Origin of the sequence: Bosea sp. OAE506 (assembly GCF_040546595.1) — a bacterium.
Lineage (GTDB): Bacteria > Pseudomonadota > Alphaproteobacteria > Rhizobiales > Beijerinckiaceae > Allobosea.
Window position 1 is genome coordinate 2,873,622 of sequence record NZ_JBEPOB010000001.1, and the last position, 17,216, is coordinate 2,890,837.

General features: G+C 68.4%; 22 protein-coding genes. 11 read left to right on the forward strand and 11 right to left on the reverse strand.

Going from position 1 to position 17,216, the window contains the following annotated elements; translation table 11 throughout:
- Positions 1-38: 38 nt before the first annotated feature.
- The gene (locus ABIE41_RS13990; protein WP_054141925.1) at positions 39-251 is read left to right on the forward strand and encodes a DUF3126 family protein; all 213 of its coding nucleotides are present in this window, start codon (positions 39-41) and stop codon (positions 249-251) included.
- A gap of 74 nt (positions 252-325) precedes the next feature.
- On the opposite strand, the gene ABIE41_RS13995 is transcribed toward ABIE41_RS13990, so the two are convergent.
- On the reverse strand, positions 326-1,081 hold the full coding sequence (locus ABIE41_RS13995; protein WP_192641001.1) for a hypothetical protein: 756 nt from the start codon (positions 1,079-1,081) through the stop codon (positions 326-328).
- Between the two features lie 169 nt (positions 1,082-1,250).
- On the opposite strand from ABIE41_RS13995, the gene ABIE41_RS14000 reads away from it, so the two are divergent.
- Both ABIE41_RS14000 and ABIE41_RS14005 read left to right on the forward strand, forming a co-directional pair.
- Positions 1,251-1,577, forward strand: a complete 327-nt coding sequence (locus ABIE41_RS14000) for a DUF6949 family protein (RefSeq protein WP_192641002.1) — start codon at positions 1,251-1,253, stop codon at positions 1,575-1,577.
- 59 nt (positions 1,578-1,636) lie between these two features.
- Positions 1,637-2,167, forward strand: coding sequence for a gamma carbonic anhydrase family protein (locus ABIE41_RS14005; RefSeq protein ID WP_192641003.1), 531 nt, complete (start codon positions 1,637-1,639; stop codon positions 2,165-2,167).
- 166 nt (positions 2,168-2,333) lie between these two features.
- Here the strand turns inward: ABIE41_RS14005 and ABIE41_RS14010 are convergent, their stop codons facing one another.
- The 4 genes from ABIE41_RS14010 to ABIE41_RS14025 all read right to left on the reverse strand — a co-directional run bounded on the left by ABIE41_RS14010 (position 2,334) and on the right by ABIE41_RS14025 (position 5,177).
- Positions 2,334-2,960 carry a transglutaminase-like cysteine peptidase gene (locus tag ABIE41_RS14010; RefSeq protein WP_354192274.1) on the reverse strand — a complete coding sequence of 209 codons (627 nt, stop codon included), beginning with the start codon at positions 2,958-2,960 and terminating at the stop codon, positions 2,334-2,336.
- A 176-nt stretch (positions 2,961-3,136) separates the two neighbouring features.
- Positions 3,137-3,832 (reverse strand): HAD hydrolase-like protein, encoded by a 696-nt coding sequence (locus ABIE41_RS14015; RefSeq protein ID WP_192641005.1) that lies wholly within the window; start codon positions 3,830-3,832, stop codon positions 3,137-3,139.
- A gap of 96 nt (positions 3,833-3,928) precedes the next feature.
- The gene (locus ABIE41_RS14020) at positions 3,929-4,543 is read right to left on the reverse strand and encodes a PilZ domain-containing protein (RefSeq protein ID WP_192641006.1); all 615 of its coding nucleotides are present in this window, start codon (positions 4,541-4,543) and stop codon (positions 3,929-3,931) included.
- Between the two features lie 61 nt (positions 4,544-4,604).
- Positions 4,605-5,177, reverse strand: coding sequence for a PAS domain-containing protein (locus tag ABIE41_RS14025; RefSeq protein WP_192641007.1), 573 nt, complete (start codon positions 5,175-5,177; stop codon positions 4,605-4,607).
- Between the two features lie 407 nt (positions 5,178-5,584).
- Between ABIE41_RS14025 and ABIE41_RS14030 the strand changes: the two genes are divergently transcribed.
- Together ABIE41_RS14030 and ABIE41_RS14035 are read left to right on the forward strand one after the other, a co-directional pair.
- The gene (locus ABIE41_RS14030) at positions 5,585-6,406 is read left to right on the forward strand and encodes a rhomboid family intramembrane serine protease (protein ID WP_192641008.1); all 822 of its coding nucleotides are present in this window, start codon (positions 5,585-5,587) and stop codon (positions 6,404-6,406) included.
- Positions 6,407-6,568: 162 nt separating this feature from the next.
- The gene (locus ABIE41_RS14035) at positions 6,569-7,000 is read left to right on the forward strand and encodes a CBS domain-containing protein (protein WP_192641009.1); all 432 of its coding nucleotides are present in this window, start codon (positions 6,569-6,571) and stop codon (positions 6,998-7,000) included.
- A 15-nt stretch (positions 7,001-7,015) separates the two neighbouring features.
- Here the strand turns inward: ABIE41_RS14035 and ABIE41_RS14040 are convergent, their stop codons facing one another.
- The 3 genes from ABIE41_RS14040 to ABIE41_RS14050 form a co-directional block, all read right to left on the reverse strand.
- Positions 7,016-7,993, reverse strand: a complete 978-nt coding sequence (locus ABIE41_RS14040) for a patatin-like phospholipase family protein (RefSeq protein ID WP_354192278.1) — start codon at positions 7,991-7,993, stop codon at positions 7,016-7,018.
- 140 nt (positions 7,994-8,133) lie between these two features.
- Entirely contained in the window at positions 8,134-8,535 is a 402-nt protein-coding gene (hisI, locus tag ABIE41_RS14045) for a phosphoribosyl-AMP cyclohydrolase (RefSeq protein ID WP_192641011.1), read from the reverse strand.
- Between the two features lie 65 nt (positions 8,536-8,600).
- The gene (locus ABIE41_RS14050; protein WP_192641012.1) at positions 8,601-9,125 is read right to left on the reverse strand and encodes a TetR/AcrR family transcriptional regulator; all 525 of its coding nucleotides are present in this window, start codon (positions 9,123-9,125) and stop codon (positions 8,601-8,603) included.
- A gap of 107 nt (positions 9,126-9,232) precedes the next feature.
- On the opposite strand from ABIE41_RS14050, the gene ABIE41_RS14055 reads away from it, so the two are divergent.
- Positions 9,233-10,000 carry an SDR family NAD(P)-dependent oxidoreductase gene (locus tag ABIE41_RS14055; protein WP_192641013.1) on the forward strand — a complete coding sequence of 256 codons (768 nt, stop codon included), beginning with the start codon at positions 9,233-9,235 and terminating at the stop codon, positions 9,998-10,000.
- Positions 10,001-10,042: 42 nt separating this feature from the next.
- Here the strand turns inward: ABIE41_RS14055 and folE are convergent, their stop codons facing one another.
- A complete protein-coding gene (gene folE / locus ABIE41_RS14060) occupies positions 10,043-10,684 on the reverse strand; it encodes a GTP cyclohydrolase I FolE (RefSeq protein ID WP_192641014.1) in 642 nt (213 codons plus the stop codon).
- Positions 10,685-10,867: 183 nt separating this feature from the next.
- Between folE and ABIE41_RS14065 the strand changes: the two genes are divergently transcribed.
- Positions 10,868-11,317: an iron-sulfur cluster assembly scaffold protein gene (locus ABIE41_RS14065; protein ID WP_192641015.1), complete on the forward strand. Its 450-nt coding sequence runs from the start codon at positions 10,868-10,870 to the stop codon at positions 11,315-11,317.
- A gap of 16 nt (positions 11,318-11,333) precedes the next feature.
- On the opposite strand, the gene ABIE41_RS14070 is transcribed toward ABIE41_RS14065, so the two are convergent.
- Positions 11,334-12,080 (reverse strand): phosphatase PAP2 family protein, encoded by a 747-nt coding sequence (locus tag ABIE41_RS14070; RefSeq protein WP_192641016.1) that lies wholly within the window; start codon positions 12,078-12,080, stop codon positions 11,334-11,336.
- 34 nt (positions 12,081-12,114) lie between these two features.
- Between ABIE41_RS14070 and yidD the strand changes: the two genes are divergently transcribed.
- Positions 12,115-12,549, forward strand: coding sequence for a membrane protein insertion efficiency factor YidD (gene yidD / locus ABIE41_RS14075; protein ID WP_192642772.1), 435 nt, complete (start codon positions 12,115-12,117; stop codon positions 12,547-12,549).
- Here the strand turns inward: yidD and ABIE41_RS14080 are convergent.
- The gene (locus tag ABIE41_RS14080) at positions 12,479-12,721 is read right to left on the reverse strand and encodes a cysteine rich repeat-containing protein (RefSeq protein WP_192641017.1); all 243 of its coding nucleotides are present in this window, start codon (positions 12,719-12,721) and stop codon (positions 12,479-12,481) included. The two genes, yidD and ABIE41_RS14080, sit on opposite strands and share 71 nt — an antisense overlap.
- A gap of 313 nt (positions 12,722-13,034) precedes the next feature.
- Here ABIE41_RS14080 and thrS point away from each other — a divergent pair, with 313 nt between their 5' ends.
- The 3 genes from thrS to ABIE41_RS14095 all read left to right on the forward strand — a co-directional run bounded on the left by thrS (position 13,035) and on the right by ABIE41_RS14095 (position 17,130).
- On the forward strand, positions 13,035-15,044 hold the full coding sequence (gene thrS / locus ABIE41_RS14085) for a threonine--tRNA ligase (protein WP_192641018.1): 2,010 nt from the start codon (positions 13,035-13,037) through the stop codon (positions 15,042-15,044).
- A 167-nt stretch (positions 15,045-15,211) separates the two neighbouring features.
- Positions 15,212-16,501 (forward strand): DUF2157 domain-containing protein, encoded by a 1,290-nt coding sequence (locus tag ABIE41_RS14090; protein ID WP_192641019.1) that lies wholly within the window; start codon positions 15,212-15,214, stop codon positions 16,499-16,501.
- The gene (locus ABIE41_RS14095; RefSeq protein ID WP_192641020.1) at positions 16,498-17,130 is read left to right on the forward strand and encodes a GDYXXLXY domain-containing protein; all 633 of its coding nucleotides are present in this window, start codon (positions 16,498-16,500) and stop codon (positions 17,128-17,130) included. The genes ABIE41_RS14090 and ABIE41_RS14095 overlap by 4 nt, the downstream gene beginning before the upstream one ends.
- The last annotated feature ends 86 nt before the right edge of the window (positions 17,131-17,216 follow it).

Here is a 17,216-nt window from a genome sequence, read left to right on the forward strand (position 1 = left end):
CATGGCATCCGTCCGGCCAATTCGAAAGGACCCGTCCCATGGACAAGACCGAACTCGCCAAGCTCGAGGGCTATCTGCGGCGCACCTTCAACAATCACGGCATCAGCGTGCGCGCGCGGATGAAGAAGAACGATTCGGCCGAGGTCTATCTCGCCGACGAGTTCATCGGCATCATCCATGTCGACGACGAGGACGGCGACCGTTCGTTCAACTTCACGATGGCGATCCTCGACGTCGATCTCGAGGATTGACGGGTTTCGCGCAGGCGCCCGTCTGACGCGACCGCCTGCGATTCCGGCAGCGGCGGCCTATTGCCGCTTGTGGCTCAGCGGATCAGGCCGTCGATGGTGCGGCGGACACCGCCGAGCATCAGCTCCCAATCGGCGATGATGGCGCGTGGGAAGCGGATGTTCACGTCCATCCCGCGGTGGCGGAAGGTGACGCGGCAGGGCTCGTCGAGATCGGGCCCGGCGACGCCGGAACGGGCGCCGTCGACCGGGCAGCGGGCGGCGAAGCCACGCCCGTCCGGCACCGAGACATAGAGCTCGTCGCCCTCATAGGGCGAGCCCTTGCGGAAGCCGCGCACGACCAGCCCGCCCGGATTCGACCAGACGGTGGGAGTCAGGAAGCGGGCATAGACCGAGAGCTGCGTCTGCGGCTCGTTGACCTTATCGGGCGGGCTCAGCGTCACCAGCAGCCGCTGGCGGTTCTGACCGGTGCCCGGGCCCGTCTGCGCCGGGCCGAGGCTCGGCCAGTCCAGACGGAGGCGGACCATGCCGACGAGACGGCTGGTGTCGTCGGGTTCCGCGCCGGTCAGGTTCTGCGGCACCAGCAGCGAGACGCTGCCGATGCGGGCGGGCTGGAGCGTGGGCTCGGCCGGGTCGCGGTCATGGCTCAGATGAAAGGCGAGGCCGGTCGCCAGTGCGGCCGCCAGCATGATGCCGAACCCCGCCTTGACGATAGCCGCGTCGGCCCGCGGCGGCGGGGGCTGCGGGCGCTTCAGGCGGGCACGCAGGGCTTCCGTCAGGCCAGCGGCCGAGGCGGGATGATGAACCGGGTCCTGGGGATGGTATGCGGTCACGGCTGCGCCTTGCGGATCTGCGCGCAGTGAAGCATCGCGGCGTTAACGGCGCGTAAACCATGCGTACCGCGCGAGGTGTGGCGGGCGTTAACCAATCGTTCAGGCTTTCCTTCACACTTCGTCAACCATGTTGCAGGTTCCGGTGGTCGCGACTGCCGGAGCTGGCCCCTTGACGATCGATCCCGCCGCTTTGGAAGTCCTGAAGGCGCTGTTCATCGGCTTCGCCTTCGCCGGGCTCCTCGCCTCTGCCTTCGAATTGTTCACGACGCGGCGGGCCGATTTCCGCCTGCTGCAGGCCGGCGGGCTGGTTGCGGTCGCCAGCGTGCCGGTCGTAGTCTTCAGCGCGCCCTTCCTGATCCTGCGCAACACGGTGCGCGGGCGGCGGATCGAGGGGAGGCCCGTTCCCTTCATGATGCTGGCGGCGATGATCGCCGCGATCTGGAGCGTCTTCTCCGGCCGGCTCGTGCTCGACCTGCTCAACGCGCTCGCGACTTGACGGCGCCCGTGGCTGGCGGCCACTCCTGAGACCGCCCACGCGCGGAAGGACAACCGGCCATGCCTCTTTATGCCCTCGACGGACAAGCGCCCGAAACCCCCGGCGACGGCCAATGGTGGCTGGCGCCCGACGCCCATGTGATCGGCCGCGTCCGGCTTGCCGCCGATGTCGGCATCTGGTTCGGCGCCGTGCTGCGCGGCGACAATGAATGGATCGAGATCGGGGCCGGCAGCAACATCCAGGAAGGCTGCGTGCTGCACACCGACATGGGCTCGCCGCTGGTCGTCGGCGCCCACTGCACGATCGGCCATCGCGCCATCCTGCATGGTTGCATCATCGGCGAGAACAGCCTGGTCGGCATGGGGGCGACGGTGCTGAACGGCGCCAAGATCGGCCGCAACAGCCTGGTCGGCGCCAATGCGCTGGTGACCGAGGGCAAGGAATTTCCGGATAATTCGCTGATCGTCGGTTCGCCGGCGCGTGCGATCCGCACGCTCGACGAGGCGGCGGCCGCCGGCATCACGGCCTCAGCCCGCGGCTATGTCGCGCGCTGGAAACAGTTCGCCACCGGGCTGGTCCGGCTCGACTGAGATCGGCACCAAAAAAGGGCGGGCCGGCCCCCGGGGGAGGGAGCCGGCCCTTGGCGAAACCCGGCCTTGGGGACGGGTGGGTGGGGACGTGACCAAGTCTCGCCGTCCAGTTGGACCGGCGAACCGGTCCGTGTTCAGAGATCGCGCCCGTCCTGGCGCGACGGTCTCAGCGCACCGAGGCGACGGTGGAGGTCTGCGCGCCGCCGAGCGAGGTCCAGCCCGTGCGGAGCTGCGACTCGCGCTTGACGTAGACGTAGCCGGTCTGGCTCCAGGGCAGGACGGCGTTGCGCTTGTTGTCGAGGATGAAGTCGCCCCGGTCGGTGCGGATCATCAGCACGGCGTGGCCGGCATTCTCCTCGTCGATCACGACGGTCATCGGCATGGCGCGGCGCGGCACGCCGGCCTCGGCCAGGCGCTTGCGCTTCAGCAGCGCGAAATCCTCGCAGTCGCCCTTGCCGTCCTCGGGCAGGTCCCAGCGATCGACCACGCCCCAATGCTCTTCATCGGTGACGGCCTCGATCTCGCGATTGACCTTGCCGTTGACGGCCAGGATCGTCTTCCAGAGCTTCGGCGTCATCTCGACGCGCTCCGGCTCGCGCTGGTCGACCCGGCATTCGGCGGGGCTGCGCCGGCAGAGATCGCTCCAGGCATAGGGCGCCCGGGCGTCGCCCGATGCGTCGGCCGGGGCCGTGGCGACCGGAATGGCGCCGGCCGGCTGCGCCTCGACCGGCGAAGTGGCGGCGGCCGCCAGGATGATCGCGAAGGCCGTTCCCAGAAGGTAGCGGTTAGTCATAGGCATGTCGTCCCCTTTCTGTCCCTGGGGTGGACGATGCCGCCGGCTCATGGATTTGGCTTGAAATGAAAGCGAACAATTGTAGCTAATCGGGCGAAGACATCCGCCGACGCAAGTCAGTATCAATCAGTGGAAAAACAGCTTCGTTCAAATTCGACGGCAGGATTCAGGGCGCGTTAATTATCGCGGCTCGCCTGGATACAATGCGTTAACCGTCCCGCTGCCTCCGTGGCCGGGAGGGTGCCGGCGCGCAGGCGGGGGACGATCTCGTCCATGTCCGAGAACAGGAACTCCGGCGCCAGCGCCTCGAGAGCCGCGGAGCTGGTGAAGCCCCAGCCGACGGCGCCGAAGGCCATGCCGGCCTCGCGGGCAGCCTCGCCGTCGCGGATCTCGTCGCCGATGCACAGGCACCGGTCGTGCTCGACCGCCGCGCGCCGGGCGATCTGGCGGAATTTCGCCGCCTTGCCGAAGAGGCCGGCGCCGCAGGCGAAATGGCTGAAGAGGCCCGCCAGCTCCGGGCCGAGCGCGCGGCGGATGTTGCGCTCCGTGTTGGAGCTGACGATGGCGAGGACGAAGCCGGCCGCGCCGAGCTGCCGCAGCATCGGCTCGATGCGGGGGAAGATGGGGGCGGGCTCGCCGTCATCGGTGGCAAGGCGGCGCATATGCCGCGCGATGAAGGGCAGCTTCCAGGGCTTGATGCCGAGATGGTCGAGCAGCTGGCGGGCGCTGTAGCCGCGCAGGCTGTCGACCTCATGCGCTTCGATGCGCCGGAAGCGGTAGCGCTGGGCCACGTCGTTCAGCACGGCGGTGAACCACGGGAAGGTGTCGGCGAGCGTGCCGTCGAAGTCGAAGATGATCAGCTTGTACGCCATGCCCGCGATCTGCAGCGTTTCAGACCCTGCAAGGCTATGGCGGCTGCGGTTAGCCGGCGCAAGCAGCCGCGCGCCGGGGCGCGCGGCGTACGGCCGTCAGAGCTCGAGATTCTCGTCGAGCAGGTCGGCGGAGAGCGGGAAGCGGAATTCCGCCGCATAGCCGCCGTCGAAGCGGCGAACGATCTTGGCGGGCGTCGAGCCGACGCGCAGCGGCGTATTCAGCGGCAGGTCGAGATCGGTGGTGAAGGCCGTCCCCGAGAGCGAGATGTCGATCAGCCGCACGACATGTTCGGCCCCGTCCTCCATGGTCAGGACAGCGCGCGGGTTGCGCGGGACGATGCGCTCGTGGCGGCGATCCTCCGGCAGGCCGAGCTCCTCGCGATTGGCGAGCCAGGTCAGCTGGGCGGTGAATTTTTCGCGCTTGCGGCTGGTCGCGGTGATCGTCATCGCGAAGCCTTCCATCGTGGTGCGCACGCAGGTGCCCTCGATGCGGCCGAGATGTTCGAGATAGACGATGACGCGATCGCCCGGATTGGCCCGGGCCGGTGCGGCGAGATGGACGCCGCCGGGGGAGATGTCGATCGATTGGCAGGGATATTCCATGCGGTTGGGCAGCATGTAGCGGCCCAACAGCACGACTTTCATACGATGATGGCGCCTGCGCTCGGCAGTGCGTGCAGCCGTCCGGGGCGGTTGTAGGGCGCTCAACATCAAAGGTCAGCCTGCTTTCGGGCCGATCCTACGGGTGCGCTGGTTAACGCATGGTTGTATCTCAGGCGCGTCCGCCGGGAAGAACCATGAATTTCGGCGGCCGTCCGCGCGCCGGCGCCTGGGGCGGCTGTCTCAGCGAAATCCCCGGCCATAGCATGCGCAGCGAGATCATCCGCATCGACTCGATGGTGTCGAGGCCGAGCCATTCCGGCGTCGCCGAGGCGGAGAGGGCGCCCAGCATGCGGGCATGGGTGCGGCCGCGATAGCGCAGCGGCAGCAGCAGCAGCTCGAGATAGACCGGTGCGCCGGTCGCGGTCTCGGCCGCCATGCCGGCGACGGCACCGGCGCTTTCGTCCATCACGGTCTGGGTGAGGCGGCGCATTTCGGTCTGCGATCCGACATCCGGCCACAGGGCGCTGAAGGCGCGGCCCCTCAATTCGTGCCCGAAGAGCGCGCAGAGCCGCGTGCCCGCAAGCCTGAAGACAGGTCCGATGGGTTCATTCTCCAGAACGAAGGTATCGGCGAGAGCGTGGCGCAGGGCGCCGGGCTCGATTTCGCCACGCTCGGGTGCAGAGCGCTCTCCGCGGAGAGCGTCCCAATACTCGAAGACGAGGCGGGTGCTTGTGTTCTTCATTCCGGTACCCAGTGCTGCGGCCTCTTCCCCATGCCCGGTCCCTTCGTCCCGCGATGGCGCAGAACCGTCAGGTGGCGGGACGAATCGGCCCTTCTGTCGGCGAAGGACGCAGGCGTCATGCCGTCTTGCCATGCCCGCCGCTCGCTGTTCGGGTGAACGGTGCATTAGGGTTAACAAGACCTTTCGATTGTGGATAACCGCTTAAAATGATTATCAAATTTTAGGTTTCGTCGCCTGCTTGGGCGGCGTCCGGAGGGGCCGGGGGGACGTGACCGTGGCGGGGGCGAAAGCCCCGCGCCCGCACAGCCGGGGGGAAGGGGAGCGCCGAAAGGCCGCTCCCCTTTTTTCCGTCCGCCGGTCGCGCGCTCGCTTGCCAGAGACGGCCGCTTCGGCAAGGGTTGCAGCGCATGTCCCATCCCGTTCCCGGCCATCCCGCACCGACCCAGCGCGAGCCGATCCTCAACCTCCCCGCCGTCATCATCTGGCTTGCCGTGCTGTTGGCCGCCGTCCAGGGCCTGCGCGCGCTGCTGCCGGATTATGAGGACTATCTGCTCCTGTCGTGGCTCGCCTTCGTGCCGGCGCGTCTTACATTGTGGCTGTCGCCGGAGCGGCTCGAGGACATGGTCTCGGCGGTGGCAGGCTCAGCGACCGGCCAGGATGTCGCCAGCCGGCTGCAGCTTGTGCGGCTGCTGCTGGCCGATGGCGGGCCGCGGCTGTGGACGCTGCTGAGCTATGGCCTGCTGCACGGCTCCTGGGTGCATCTGCTCACCAATGTCGTCTGGCTCGCCGCCTTCGGCAGCCCCGTGGCGCGCCGGCTCGGGAGCGGCCGCTTCCTCAGCCTGATGGGCCTTTCGACCATCGGCGGCGCTCTGCTGCACTGGTTCGCCCGCGAGCTCGACGTGCTGCCGCTGGTCGGCGCCTCGGCGGCGGTCTCGGGCGCGACGGCCGCGGCGATCCGCTTCGTCTTCGCGCCGGGCTTGCGCTTCGGTTCGCTCGCCGACGATGCGGTGGTGCGGGCGATTCCTGCCGAGCCGATCGGCCAGCTCTGGCGCAACTCGCGCGCGATGCTGTTCATCGTCTTCTGGTTTGCCACGAACATCCTGTTCGGCGCCGGGCTCGTGCCGATCCTCGGCGAGGAGACCAGCATCGCCTGGGAGGCGCATATCGGCGGATTCCTTGTCGGCCTGCTGCTGTTTCCCCTGTTCGACCGCGGCGCAGTCCGCCGCTGAGGGCAGGGCGCGGCTGCCTTGCCTGCGCCCCGGTCTTCGCCCACACTCGTCGTCTTCGCAGCGTTCCCGCGGTCTCGCCGGACGGTCGAGTCCGGCCCGGCTGGCGGGAACAGGACGAATCCGCGCGCCGGACAACGGCGCCACCGCAAGGAGGACGACGCCATGAATGTCGAGCAGCTTCTGGGGGACAAGGGACGCGAGGTCATCTCCGTCCAGCCGCATCGCACGCTGGGCGAGGCTGTGAAGACACTGAGCGAGAAGCGCATCGGCGCGGTGGTGGTGATGGGCGCCGACGGGGCGCTAGTCGGCATTCTCTCGGAGCGGGACATCATCCGCGCGCTCGGCGAGAGCGGCGCGGCGGCGCTCGACAGCCCGGTGTCGCGGGCGATGACGGCCAAGGTCGTGACCTGCCGCGCCCAGACCAGCGTCGACGAGCTGATGGAGATCATGACCTCGGGCCGCTTCCGGCATGTTCCGGTGGTCGAGAACAGCCGGGTGGTCGGCCTCGTCTCGATCGGCGACGTGGTCAAGCACCGTGTCGCGGCGATCGAGGCCGAGAGCCGCGCGATGCGCGATTACATCGCAATGGCGTAGGGCCTCGCCGCGGGCTCAGGCCGAGAGCCGGCTGCCGGCGATCGCCGTCTCGATCTCGTCGAGACAGCGGCGCGTCGCCTGGCGGCCGAGCTCGATCGTCTCCTGGGCGCGGTGGAAGTCGAACAGGCCGGTGCGGCCGAGCTTGGGCCCGATCATCACATCGGGCGGATCGCCCGCCAGCCGCGAGCGCGAAATCCGGTCCTGCGTGATGTTGAAGGCGTCGATCATGACGCCTGCGAGGCCGGGCCTCGCCTCGCCCTGCCGGCCGACGAGGCCGCGCACGCGCCGCGCCGCGCCGGTGATGCCGCCCAGCCAGCGCGAGGTCGGGCGGACGTCGAGTTCCGGCACGAGCTCGGGATCGGGATCGGGATCGGCCGCATGCTGCTGGATGATGGTGCCGCGGCCGGCAAGATCGCTGTTCAGGTTGACGCAGATCACAATGTCGGCGCCGAGCGCCCGCGCAGCCGTCACCGGGACGGGATTGACCAGCGCCCCGTCCATCAGCCAGCGACCGCCGAGCTTCACGGGGTCGAACACGCCCGGCAGCGCATAGGACGCACCCAGCGCATCGACGAGCGGGCCCTGCGTCAGCCAGATCTCGTGGCCGGTGCCGAGTTCGGTAGCGATCGCGACGAAGCGTGTCGGCAGCCCCTCGATGCGCTGGCCGGCGAGATCGCGCTCCAGCAGCCGCTTCAGCCGCCCGCCGCCGATCAGCCCGGCGCCGCCGATGTGAAAATCCATCAGGCCGACGACGCGCCGCTTGGTCAGGCTGGTGGCGAAGTCCGCCAACTCCGCGAGCTTGCCGGCCGCGAAGCAGCCGCCGACGACGGCACCGATGGAGGTCCCGGCGATGACGTCCGGCTTCAGGCCGGCTTCGCTCAGGACTTCGAGGACGCCGATATGAGCCCAGCCCCGTGCGGCGCCGCCGCCGAGGGCGAGGCCGATCTTCGGCCGCCCGTTCGCGGCCGTGCTGGCCATGCTGGCGTCGTTCATCGAGCCGATCCCTGCCATCCCTATCCCCGCACTGCAGGCAAAGGGCCTGCCAGCGCTTCGTGTCCGCCGCGTGACGGCCCGTGGAAGCTGACAGGCAGACGTGAGGAAACCGTCACCCGCCCGAAGGGCGATGCGCGGCGTCAGACGAAGCGCAGGGGTGCGTCGGCGTCGCGCAGCGGCTGCTCCCGGTAGAAGCAGGAGCGGCGGCCGGTGTGGCAGCAGCCGCCATCGCCGGCAACCTTGACCTTGAGCCAGAGTGCGTCCTGGTCGCAGTCGACCCGCATCTCGACGACGGTCTGGATCTGGCCGGAGGTCGCGCCCTTGTGCCAGAGTTCGCCGCGCGAGCGCGACCAGTACCAGGCCTCGCCGGTCTCGATGGTGCGCGCCAGCGCGTCGGCGTTCATATGCGCGACCATCAACAATTCGCCCGTCTCCGCATCCGTGGTGACGCAGGTGACGAGCCCGTTGGCATCGAAGCGCGGGGCGAAGGTGGTGCCCTCCTCGAGGGCCGATTTGGTCTCGAGGACCGGGAAATCAATCATCGGTGTCTCATTCGGCAGGAGTTTCTGTTTGTCGGGAGGCGATGGTTGGCAGGGGGCGACATGGCTCAGGCGGACGTATCCCGGAGCGCGTCCTCGAACACGCTCGGGCTGTTCAGCGTCCGCGCCAGAATGAGGGCTCCCTCGAGACGGGCCACCAAGGCCGCCGGGTTATGGCTGCCTCGTGACGCCCTCGGCGAGGCATCGAGATAATCCAGGATCATCTGGAAAAATGCGGACACCGCCGTGGCGACCTGGGCGGGCAACGCGTCCCGCTGCGCACCGAATAACCCGCAGAGACACATCCGGTCCTCGACCAGCAAGGCATCACGAAACAGGGCCGTGACCCGCTCCAGCCCTTCGCCAGGCGGCAGGCTCCGGGGATCTCCCAGCCGGTCGGCCGCCCGCACGGTATAGCGTTGTGCCAGGGCCTCGCAGAGGTCGCCCTTGGTGGGAAAATGGTAATGGACGCTCGAGCTCTTGATGCCGACGTCCTCCGCGACGTCGCGAAAGCTGAAGCCGTGATAGCCGGTCATCCGCGCCCGCTGTTCGGCCGCGTCCAGAATCTGTTCGCGCGCTGGTGCTTCAACCATGTCCGCCTCTCTATCGATTGATAGATAAGGCTTGACGCTGGCGATCTCAACTTCCTAGGTTCTGATTGTCTATCTATCGATAGATAGATTCATCAGGAGAGTTTATCATGGGACGTTCGTTGAGCCTGGTTGTCGGTGGGTCATCCGGAATGGGCTTCGCTACGGCAGCGCTGCTCGCCTCCGAAGGCAGAAGCATCGCCCTCGTCGGGCGAGATCCCGCCAAGCTGGCCATCGCGAAACGGCAAATCGAGAAGGACAGTGGTGGCGCCGTCGAGACGATCGCAGTGGATCTTTACGAGGCCGCTGCCGTGGATGGGCTGATCCGCCGGATCGATGGCGACGGACGCCATATCGATCAGCTGGTGAACGCGGCCGGCTATTTCTTTCCGAAGCCGTTTCTGGAGCACACCGCCGCGGATTTCGACCGCTACCACGCGCTCAACCGGGCGATCTATTTCGTGACGCAGGCGGTCGCCCGGAATATGGCGACGCACGGAGGCGGGGCGATCGTCACCATCGGCTCGATGTGGGCGCGACAGGCCGTCAAGGCGACGCCGTCCTCCGCCTATTCGATGGCGAAAGCGGGCCTCCATGCCCTGACGCAGCATCTCGCGATGGAACTCGCGGGCCTGAACATCCGTGTGAACGCCGTCTCGCCGGCGGTCGTCGTCACGCCCATCTACGGCGCCTTCATCGAGCCAGACGCCATCGAGGCGACGCTGACCGGCGGCTTCGACGCGTTCCATCCGATTGGCCGTGTCGGTCGACCGACCGACGTCGCGGCCCATATCGCGTTTCTGCTGTCGGAGCGGGCCGGCTGGACGACGGGGGCGATCCACGACGTCGATGGCGGCGTGATGGCTGGCCGCATCTAGGGGCGGAACGGCAGGCGCGCGGTGGTGCCGCGCGCCCGCTCGTCAGAGGCCCGGCGACTTCACCATGGTGAAGAAGCGCACCTGCTCGGCCGGCTCGTTGAACAGGCCGGTGTAGCGCGTCGTCATGGTCGAGGAGCCCTGCTTCTGCACGCCGCGCATCGACATGCACATATGCTCGGCCTCGATCAGGACGGCGACGCCCCGGGGTTTCAGCACGCGATCGATCACGTCGGCGATCTGCGCCGTCATCGTCTCCTGCGTCTGCAAGCGGCGCGCATAGACATCGACGACGCGGGCGAGCTTGGAGAGGCCCACGACGCCCTTGGCCGGATAATAGCCGATATGGGCCTTGCCCACGAAGGGCACCATGTGGTGCTCGCAATGGGAGTAGAAGGGAATGTCGCGGACAAGGACCATGTCGCGATAGCCCTCGACCTCCTCGAAGACACGGTCGAGAATCTCGGCCGCATCCTCGTCATAGCCCTTGTAGAATTCCTTGTAGGCCTTGGCGACGCGCCGGGGCGTGTCCTGCAGCCCTTCGCGCGAGGGATCGTCCCCCGCCCAGAGGAGAAGGGTCCGCACTGCCTCCTCCGCCTGCTCCTGCGTCGGCTGCTTGATCAGAAACTTGTCGGCTGAGGGGCCCAGGGCCCGTTCGACTGACAAGGACTTAACCACCGGGTTCATGTGGCGCCTCCCGTTACGGTGATGCTCTTACGTGGCCGGCGTCCGTCTGGACCATGTGGCAAGAGCGATGCGTCAGGAAATTTTTCGCGGGTCGCTGCGATCATCTGTGCTCTCCCGCCGATCGCCACTGCACCCTATATTGAGGCTTGGCGCCGGTCACTCCAGCCCGGCGGAGATCACGACATGCTGAGCGACGTCTACAACAAGCGCATCCTCGAACTGGCGGCGAACATCCCGCTTCTTGAGCGGCTGCCCGCGCCCGATGCAACCGCGAAGGCGCATTCGCGGCTCTGCGGCTCGACCGTGACGGTCGATGTGACCATGGACGGCGATGTGGTCACCGGCTTCGGGCATGACGTGAAGGCCTGCGCCCTGGGCCAGGCCTCGTCCTCGATCATGGCGCGGCATGTCGTCGGCTCGACCGCCGACGAGCTTCGCCGCGTGCGCGAGCAGGCCCGTGCCATCCTCAAGGAAGAGGCCGAGCCGCCCGAGGGCAAATGGGCGGATCTCTCCGTGCTGGTGCCGGTGCGCGACTACAAGGCGCGCCACGCCTCGACCCTGCTGACCTTCGATGCCGTCGTCGACGCGATCGGCCAGATCGAGCAGCGGCGGCAGGCCGCCGCCGTCGCGTGAGCGCGGGGAGTTCCGCCTATTTCACGCCGAGCGCCAGCCGCGTCTCGGCGCGCGTCTCGTCGAAGCGGGCCCTGAAGGCGCGGTCGGCGAGCAGCGCCTTGGCGACGGCCCGGCCGGCCTTGTCGCCCGCCGCGAGATCGCTGCGGTAATGGAAGCCGCAGACGAGGCGGCTCTCGCCATAATCCTTGACCCGCTCTTCGAGCTTGCCGGCGAGTTCCGGCGCCGCCGTGCCCAGCAGCTCGGCATAGAGCGCGGCGGTCGCCGCATGGCCGGCCGGGAAGGAGGTGCCTTCGGGGCGGCCTCCCGGACACGGCTTGACGCGGACCTTGTTCCAGACCGTGAAGGGGCGCTGGCGGTTGGTCAGGCGGCGGACACCGAGCAGCACGATGCCGAGCTCGATCTGCGCCTCGCGATAGAGCAGGCGCACCTCGCGGTGCTCGTTGCCGGCGAAGGGAATGCCGGCGCCCTCGAGGAAGCGGGCGAGCGTCTGGTACTGGTCGGCAATCGCTGCCTTTTCGCGCTCGGGTGTGCGGGCGAGCGCGATCTGCAGCACCTCGTCGAACTCCCGCTTCTGCTCGGGCGAGTTCATCGCCGGCGGCAGGCCGATCAGCGTCGCGAGGTCGACCTTGCCGGGTTCGAGCCAGAGCAGGTTGGCGCGCTGCTGCGCGTCGGCGGGCGCCGCCGCCAGGCACAGGGCCGCGGCGAAGCCGAGCGCGGAGGCTCGCAGGCCGGACAGGGCAGGGCGCGAAGCGGGGCGGTGCATGGCGAATCTCGGCTGGAACGACGGGCGGGATGAAATGGCATCGCAGCAGGGATTGTCACGTCTTTTCGCTCAGGCCGCCTCTGTCAAGCGGGCGCCGCGGCAGGCCGCCCACTGGGCGATCCGCGGCTACCAGCTCAGCCTGTCGATGCTGATCGGGCGGCATTGCCGTCATTGGCCGAGCTGCTCCACCTATACGGACGAGGCGATCCTGCGGTTCGGGCTCTGGCGAGGGGGCTGGGTCGGCGTGGCCCGAATCTGCCGCTGCACCCCGCTTGGGACGAGCGGCATCGACCTGGTCTGCGAGGAGCTGCCATCCGATGCCGCCTGGTACCGGCCCTGGTCCTATGGCCGGTGGCGCGGGGTGAACGCGCCGCCGGCCGAGGACGACGAGGGCGCGGTCAGCGCTGGGCCTGGGCCTGCTGCAGGGCCGTCCGGCAGCCCGGCGACAATTCGGCCGCCTTCTCCTTGAAGCAGGCGACGATGCGCCCGCCGCCCGGCTTCACGCCGGGGCAGAGGCGGGCGACGTCTGGCCCGCAGGCCTGGCGCATCGCGCCGCGGTTCTGCGCCTGAACCGGCGCTGCCGCGGTGGTGAGGACGAGGCCGGCGAGGGCGGCGAAGACGGCGGTGCGGATGAGCGGCATGGCGGAATTTCTCCTGTGGCGAAGCGGTGGCGCAACCTTGGCGATTGTGCGGATCGCGCTTTGCCGGCCGGTGAGCGGATCATGACGAAACGGACAGGTACGGCCTTGCGGCCCACAGGCCTTGCCGAGGCAGCGCTTTCAGCTGCCCTCCCGATTGCCTGCCGCGGCGCGCTCGTATAGGCGGGGCATTCCCGGTGCTGTCCTTCCCCGGATACGGATAGCGCCGCGCCGGTCCAGCCCTGGTCCAGCTCTCCCCCGTATCCGGCCTTGTCTTACGGGGTTCGTATCCCCGAGTGAGCAGGAGCGACGATCGATGACGATCTCCCTGACCTTTCCCGATGGCGCGAAGCGCGAATTTCCCTCCGGCATCACCGGAAAGGAGATTGCCGGCGGCATCTCTCCCTCTCTCCTCAAGCGCACCGTGGCCATGGCCATCGACGGCGTCGTCGTCGATCTCGCCGATCCGATCGGCAAGGACTCGAAGATCGAGTTCCTGACGCGCGAGGACCCACGTGCGCTCGAACTGATCCGGCACGACTGCGCCCATGTGCTCGCCGAAGCCGTGCAGGCGCTCTGGCCCGGCACGCAGGTGACGATCGGCCCGGTGATCGAGGGCGGCTTCTTCTACGACTTCGCCCGCAACGAGCCCTTCACGCCCGACGACCTGCCGGTCATCGAGAAGAAGATGCGCGAGATCATCGCCAGGGACGCGCCCTTCACCAAGGACGAGTGGAGCCGCGACAAGGCCAAGGCGTTCTTCGCGGCGAAGGGCGAGGCCTACAAGGTCGAGCTCGTCGATGCGATCCCCGAAGACCAGACGCTGAAGATGTATGCGCAGGGCGAGTGGATCGACCTCTGCCGCGGCCCGCACATGACCTCGGTCGGCAAGGTCGGCACCGCCTTCAAGCTGATGAAGGTGGCCGGCGCCTATTGGCGCGGCGACAGCAACAACGCCATGCTGACCCGCATCTACGGCACGGCCTTCGCCAAGCAGGAACAACTCGACGCCCATCTGCACCAGATCGAGGAGGCGGAGAAGCGCGACCACCGCAAGCTCGGCCGCGAGATGAATCTGTTCCACTTCCAGGAGGAGGGGCCGGGCGTCGTCTTCTGGCACTCCAAGGGCTGGCGGCTGTTCCAGGAGATCCTGACCTATATGCGTCGCCGGCTCGCCGCCGACTACGAGGAGGTCAACGCGCCGCAGATCCTCGACAAGTCGCTCTGGGAGACGTCGGGCCACTGGGGCTGGTACCAGGACAACATGTTCGCGGTGAAGTCGGCCTCGGCCTTCGAGAACCCCAACGATGCGACGAAGGACCAGAAGGTCTTCGCGCTGAAGCCGATGAACTGCCCCGGCCATGTGCAGATCTTCAAGCACGGTCTGAAGAGCTACCGCGATCTGCCGATCCGGCTGGCGGAATTCGGCGCCGTGCATCGCTACGAGCCCTCGGGCGCGCTGCACGGGCTGATGCGCGTGCGCGGCTTCACCCAGGACGACGCGCACATCTTCTGCACCGAGGACCAGCTCGCGGCCGAGTGCCTGAAGATCAACGACCTGATCCTGTCGGTCTACGAGGATTTCGGCTTCACCGACGACCTCGTCATCAAGCTCTCGACGCGGCCCGAGAAGCGCGTCGGCTCGGACGCGCTCTGGGACCATGCCGAGGATGTGATGAACCGCGTCCTGATCGAGATCGCGGCGCAGTCGGGCGGGCGGATCAAGACCGAGATCAATCCGGGCGAGGGCGCCTTCTACGGGCCTAAGTTCGAATATGTCCTGCGCGACGCCATCGGCCGCGACTGGCAGTGCGGCACGACGCAGGTCGATTTCAACCTGCCCGAGCGTTTTGGCGCCTTCTATATCGGCGCCGATGGCGAGAAGAAGCAGCCGGTGATGGTCCACCGCGCGATCTGCGGCTCGCTGGAGCGCTTCACCGGCATCCTGATCGAGAACTTCGCCGGGCATTTCCCGCTCTGGCTCGCGCCCGAGCAGATCCTGGTCTGCCCGATCACCTCCGAGGCGGATGCCTATGCCGAGGACGTGACGATGGCCTGCCTCTCGGCTGGCCTGCGGGCCCGCGCCGACCTTCGCAACGAGAAGATCTCCTACAAGGTGCGCGAGCACTCGCTGGCCAAGGTCCCGGTGATCCTGGCCGTCGGCAAGCGCGAGGCGGAGGAGCGGACGGTGACCGTGCGCCGTCTCGGCAGCCAGGCGCAGACGGTGATGAGCCTCGACGCCATGCTGGAGGCGATGCTCGACGAAGCGACGCCGCCGGACCTGAAGCGAGTCAAGGCGGCGCGCGCGGCGAAGGCGGCGGGCTGACCTCTCGTCATTCTCGGGCGGCGCGTAGCGCCGACCCGAGAAGCTCTTGCAGGAGAAGGTCTGGTACGAGACTCTCCTGCACGAGATGCTCGGGGCGAGCCCGAGCATGACGCGGATAGGATCCGCCCCCTCGCCAACGGCCTCTCGCCCATGCCAGATTGTCGGCCATGCTGACGGGGTCCTATCGCAAGCGGCTCGAGGCCGACCTGACACGCTGGGTTGGTGAGGGGCTGCTGACGGCAGACTCTGCCGGTGCCATCCGCCAGTCCGTCGCCGCCGAGGGCGGGTTTCGCCTGCCGGCCCTGCTCGGCCTGTTCGGCGGGTTGTTGATCGCAGCCAGCATCGCAGCCTTCGTCGCCGCCAACTGGGAGGCGATGCCGCGTCTTCTGAAGCTCGCGATGATCCTGGCCGGCGTCCTCGGGGCGCTCGGGATCGCCGCGGGGCTGGAGCGTCGGGGCTCCGCCGCGGGGAGCGATGCGGCTGCGACCTGCGCTGTGCTGATCTTCGGCGCCGGCATCGCGCTGATCGGCCAGATGTACCATCTGCCGGCGGATTGGCCGGCCGGCGCGCTGATGGTGGCGCTGGGCGGGCTCGCCGTCGCCTTACTGATGGGCTCAAACGGCGCGCTGGTGGTGACTTTTGTCGCGCTCTGCGCCTGGAGCGGTGGGCGCTGGCAGGAGAGCCAGGCCACGCTGCAAGGCACCTTCTTTCTCGTTTATCTGCCGGCGTTGTTGCTCGCCTGGGGGCGGCAGAACCGCCTCGTCCATCACCTCGCCGTGCTCGCGCTGGCGTTCTGGCTGGTGATGGTGCCGGGCGACTGGTTCGGCCGCGCCTTCGATTACGGGCTGCTCGCCTATGGTCTGGCGATCTCGGCCGCCTTCGTCGCGCTCGGTGCCATGGCGCTCGACCGCGGCGGACTCGCCCTGCTGGGCTGCTGCCTGCCCTGGGGGCTGCTCGGCTTCGTGGTGATGCTCGATTTCGAACTGATCCGCATCCTCGACCTGCATGGTTCGCGCGCCGGGCGTGCCTCCTGGGCGAACTATGCGGCTTATGCCGCGGCGCTCGCTGCGATCGCTGCCTGTGCCGGGCTTGCGCGCGACCGGCGCTTCGCCTGGCCGCTGGCGCTGGCGCTGATCTTCGGCCTCGTCGTGCCGCTGGTGTTCTGGAGCGGGCTGGCCGTCGGCCTGCCCGGCAAGGTCGTGGTGGCGAGCCTCGTGCTGGCGTCGGCGGTCGCGCTCGTCATCGCGGGCGTGTCCGGCGGGGTGCGGCGCCTGACGCTGGCGGGCTCGGGCCTGCTCGGTCTCGCGATCCTGATCCTGCTCTGGCAGACGATCGGCACGCTGCTCGACCAGTCGCTGTTCTTCCTCGTGGCGGGCGCAGTGCTGCTCGGCCTCGCCAGCGGGGCGCGGCGGCTCTTCGCGCGGTTTTCACGACCGGCGGGGGAGGCTGCGCCATGACCCCGACCGTCGCGAAGCTGGCGAGCGCCGATGCGCTGCTGGCGCGGATCCCGCTGATCGGTCGGATGCTGGCGGCGATGCTGCTTCTCTGCGGCGGGCTGCTGGCCCTCGTCGAGAGCCGCGCCTCGATCCTGCGTGGTGGCCAGGAGGTTCGGCTGCGGACGGTCCCGGTCGATCCGCGCGACCTGTTCCGCGGCGATTATGTCGTGCTCGCCTATCCGATGAGCACCGTCGCGGCCGGCCCCGGCGAGGCGAAGGGGCTGCGGCGCGGCGATCCGGTTTATGTGACGCTGGTGCGCGACGCCGAGGGCTTTGCCCAGGCGAAGGCGATTGCCGCGACGCGTCCAGCCGCCGGCGAGGGCGAGGTGGTGATCGCCGGGCGGGTCCTCTCCACCGGCGCCTGCGCGCCCAACGAAGCCGGGCAGGCCGACTGTGCCACTGGCGCGGGACGCCTGCGCGTCGCCTATGGGCTCGAGAGCTATTTCGTGCCGCAGGGCCAGGGTCGCCGCATCGAGACCACATCGCGGGCCCGGATCGAGGTCGTCGCCGCGGTGGCGCCGGATGGGACGGCCGCGATCAAGCGCCTGCTGATCGACGGCAAGCTGGTCTATGCCGAGCCGCCCTACTGAGCCGTTTTCGGCCGCTGCTCGTACACCTGCCGGTCACGCCCCGACACGCGCTTGTGAAGCGATGTTTAGTGACCCTTAACCCTGTC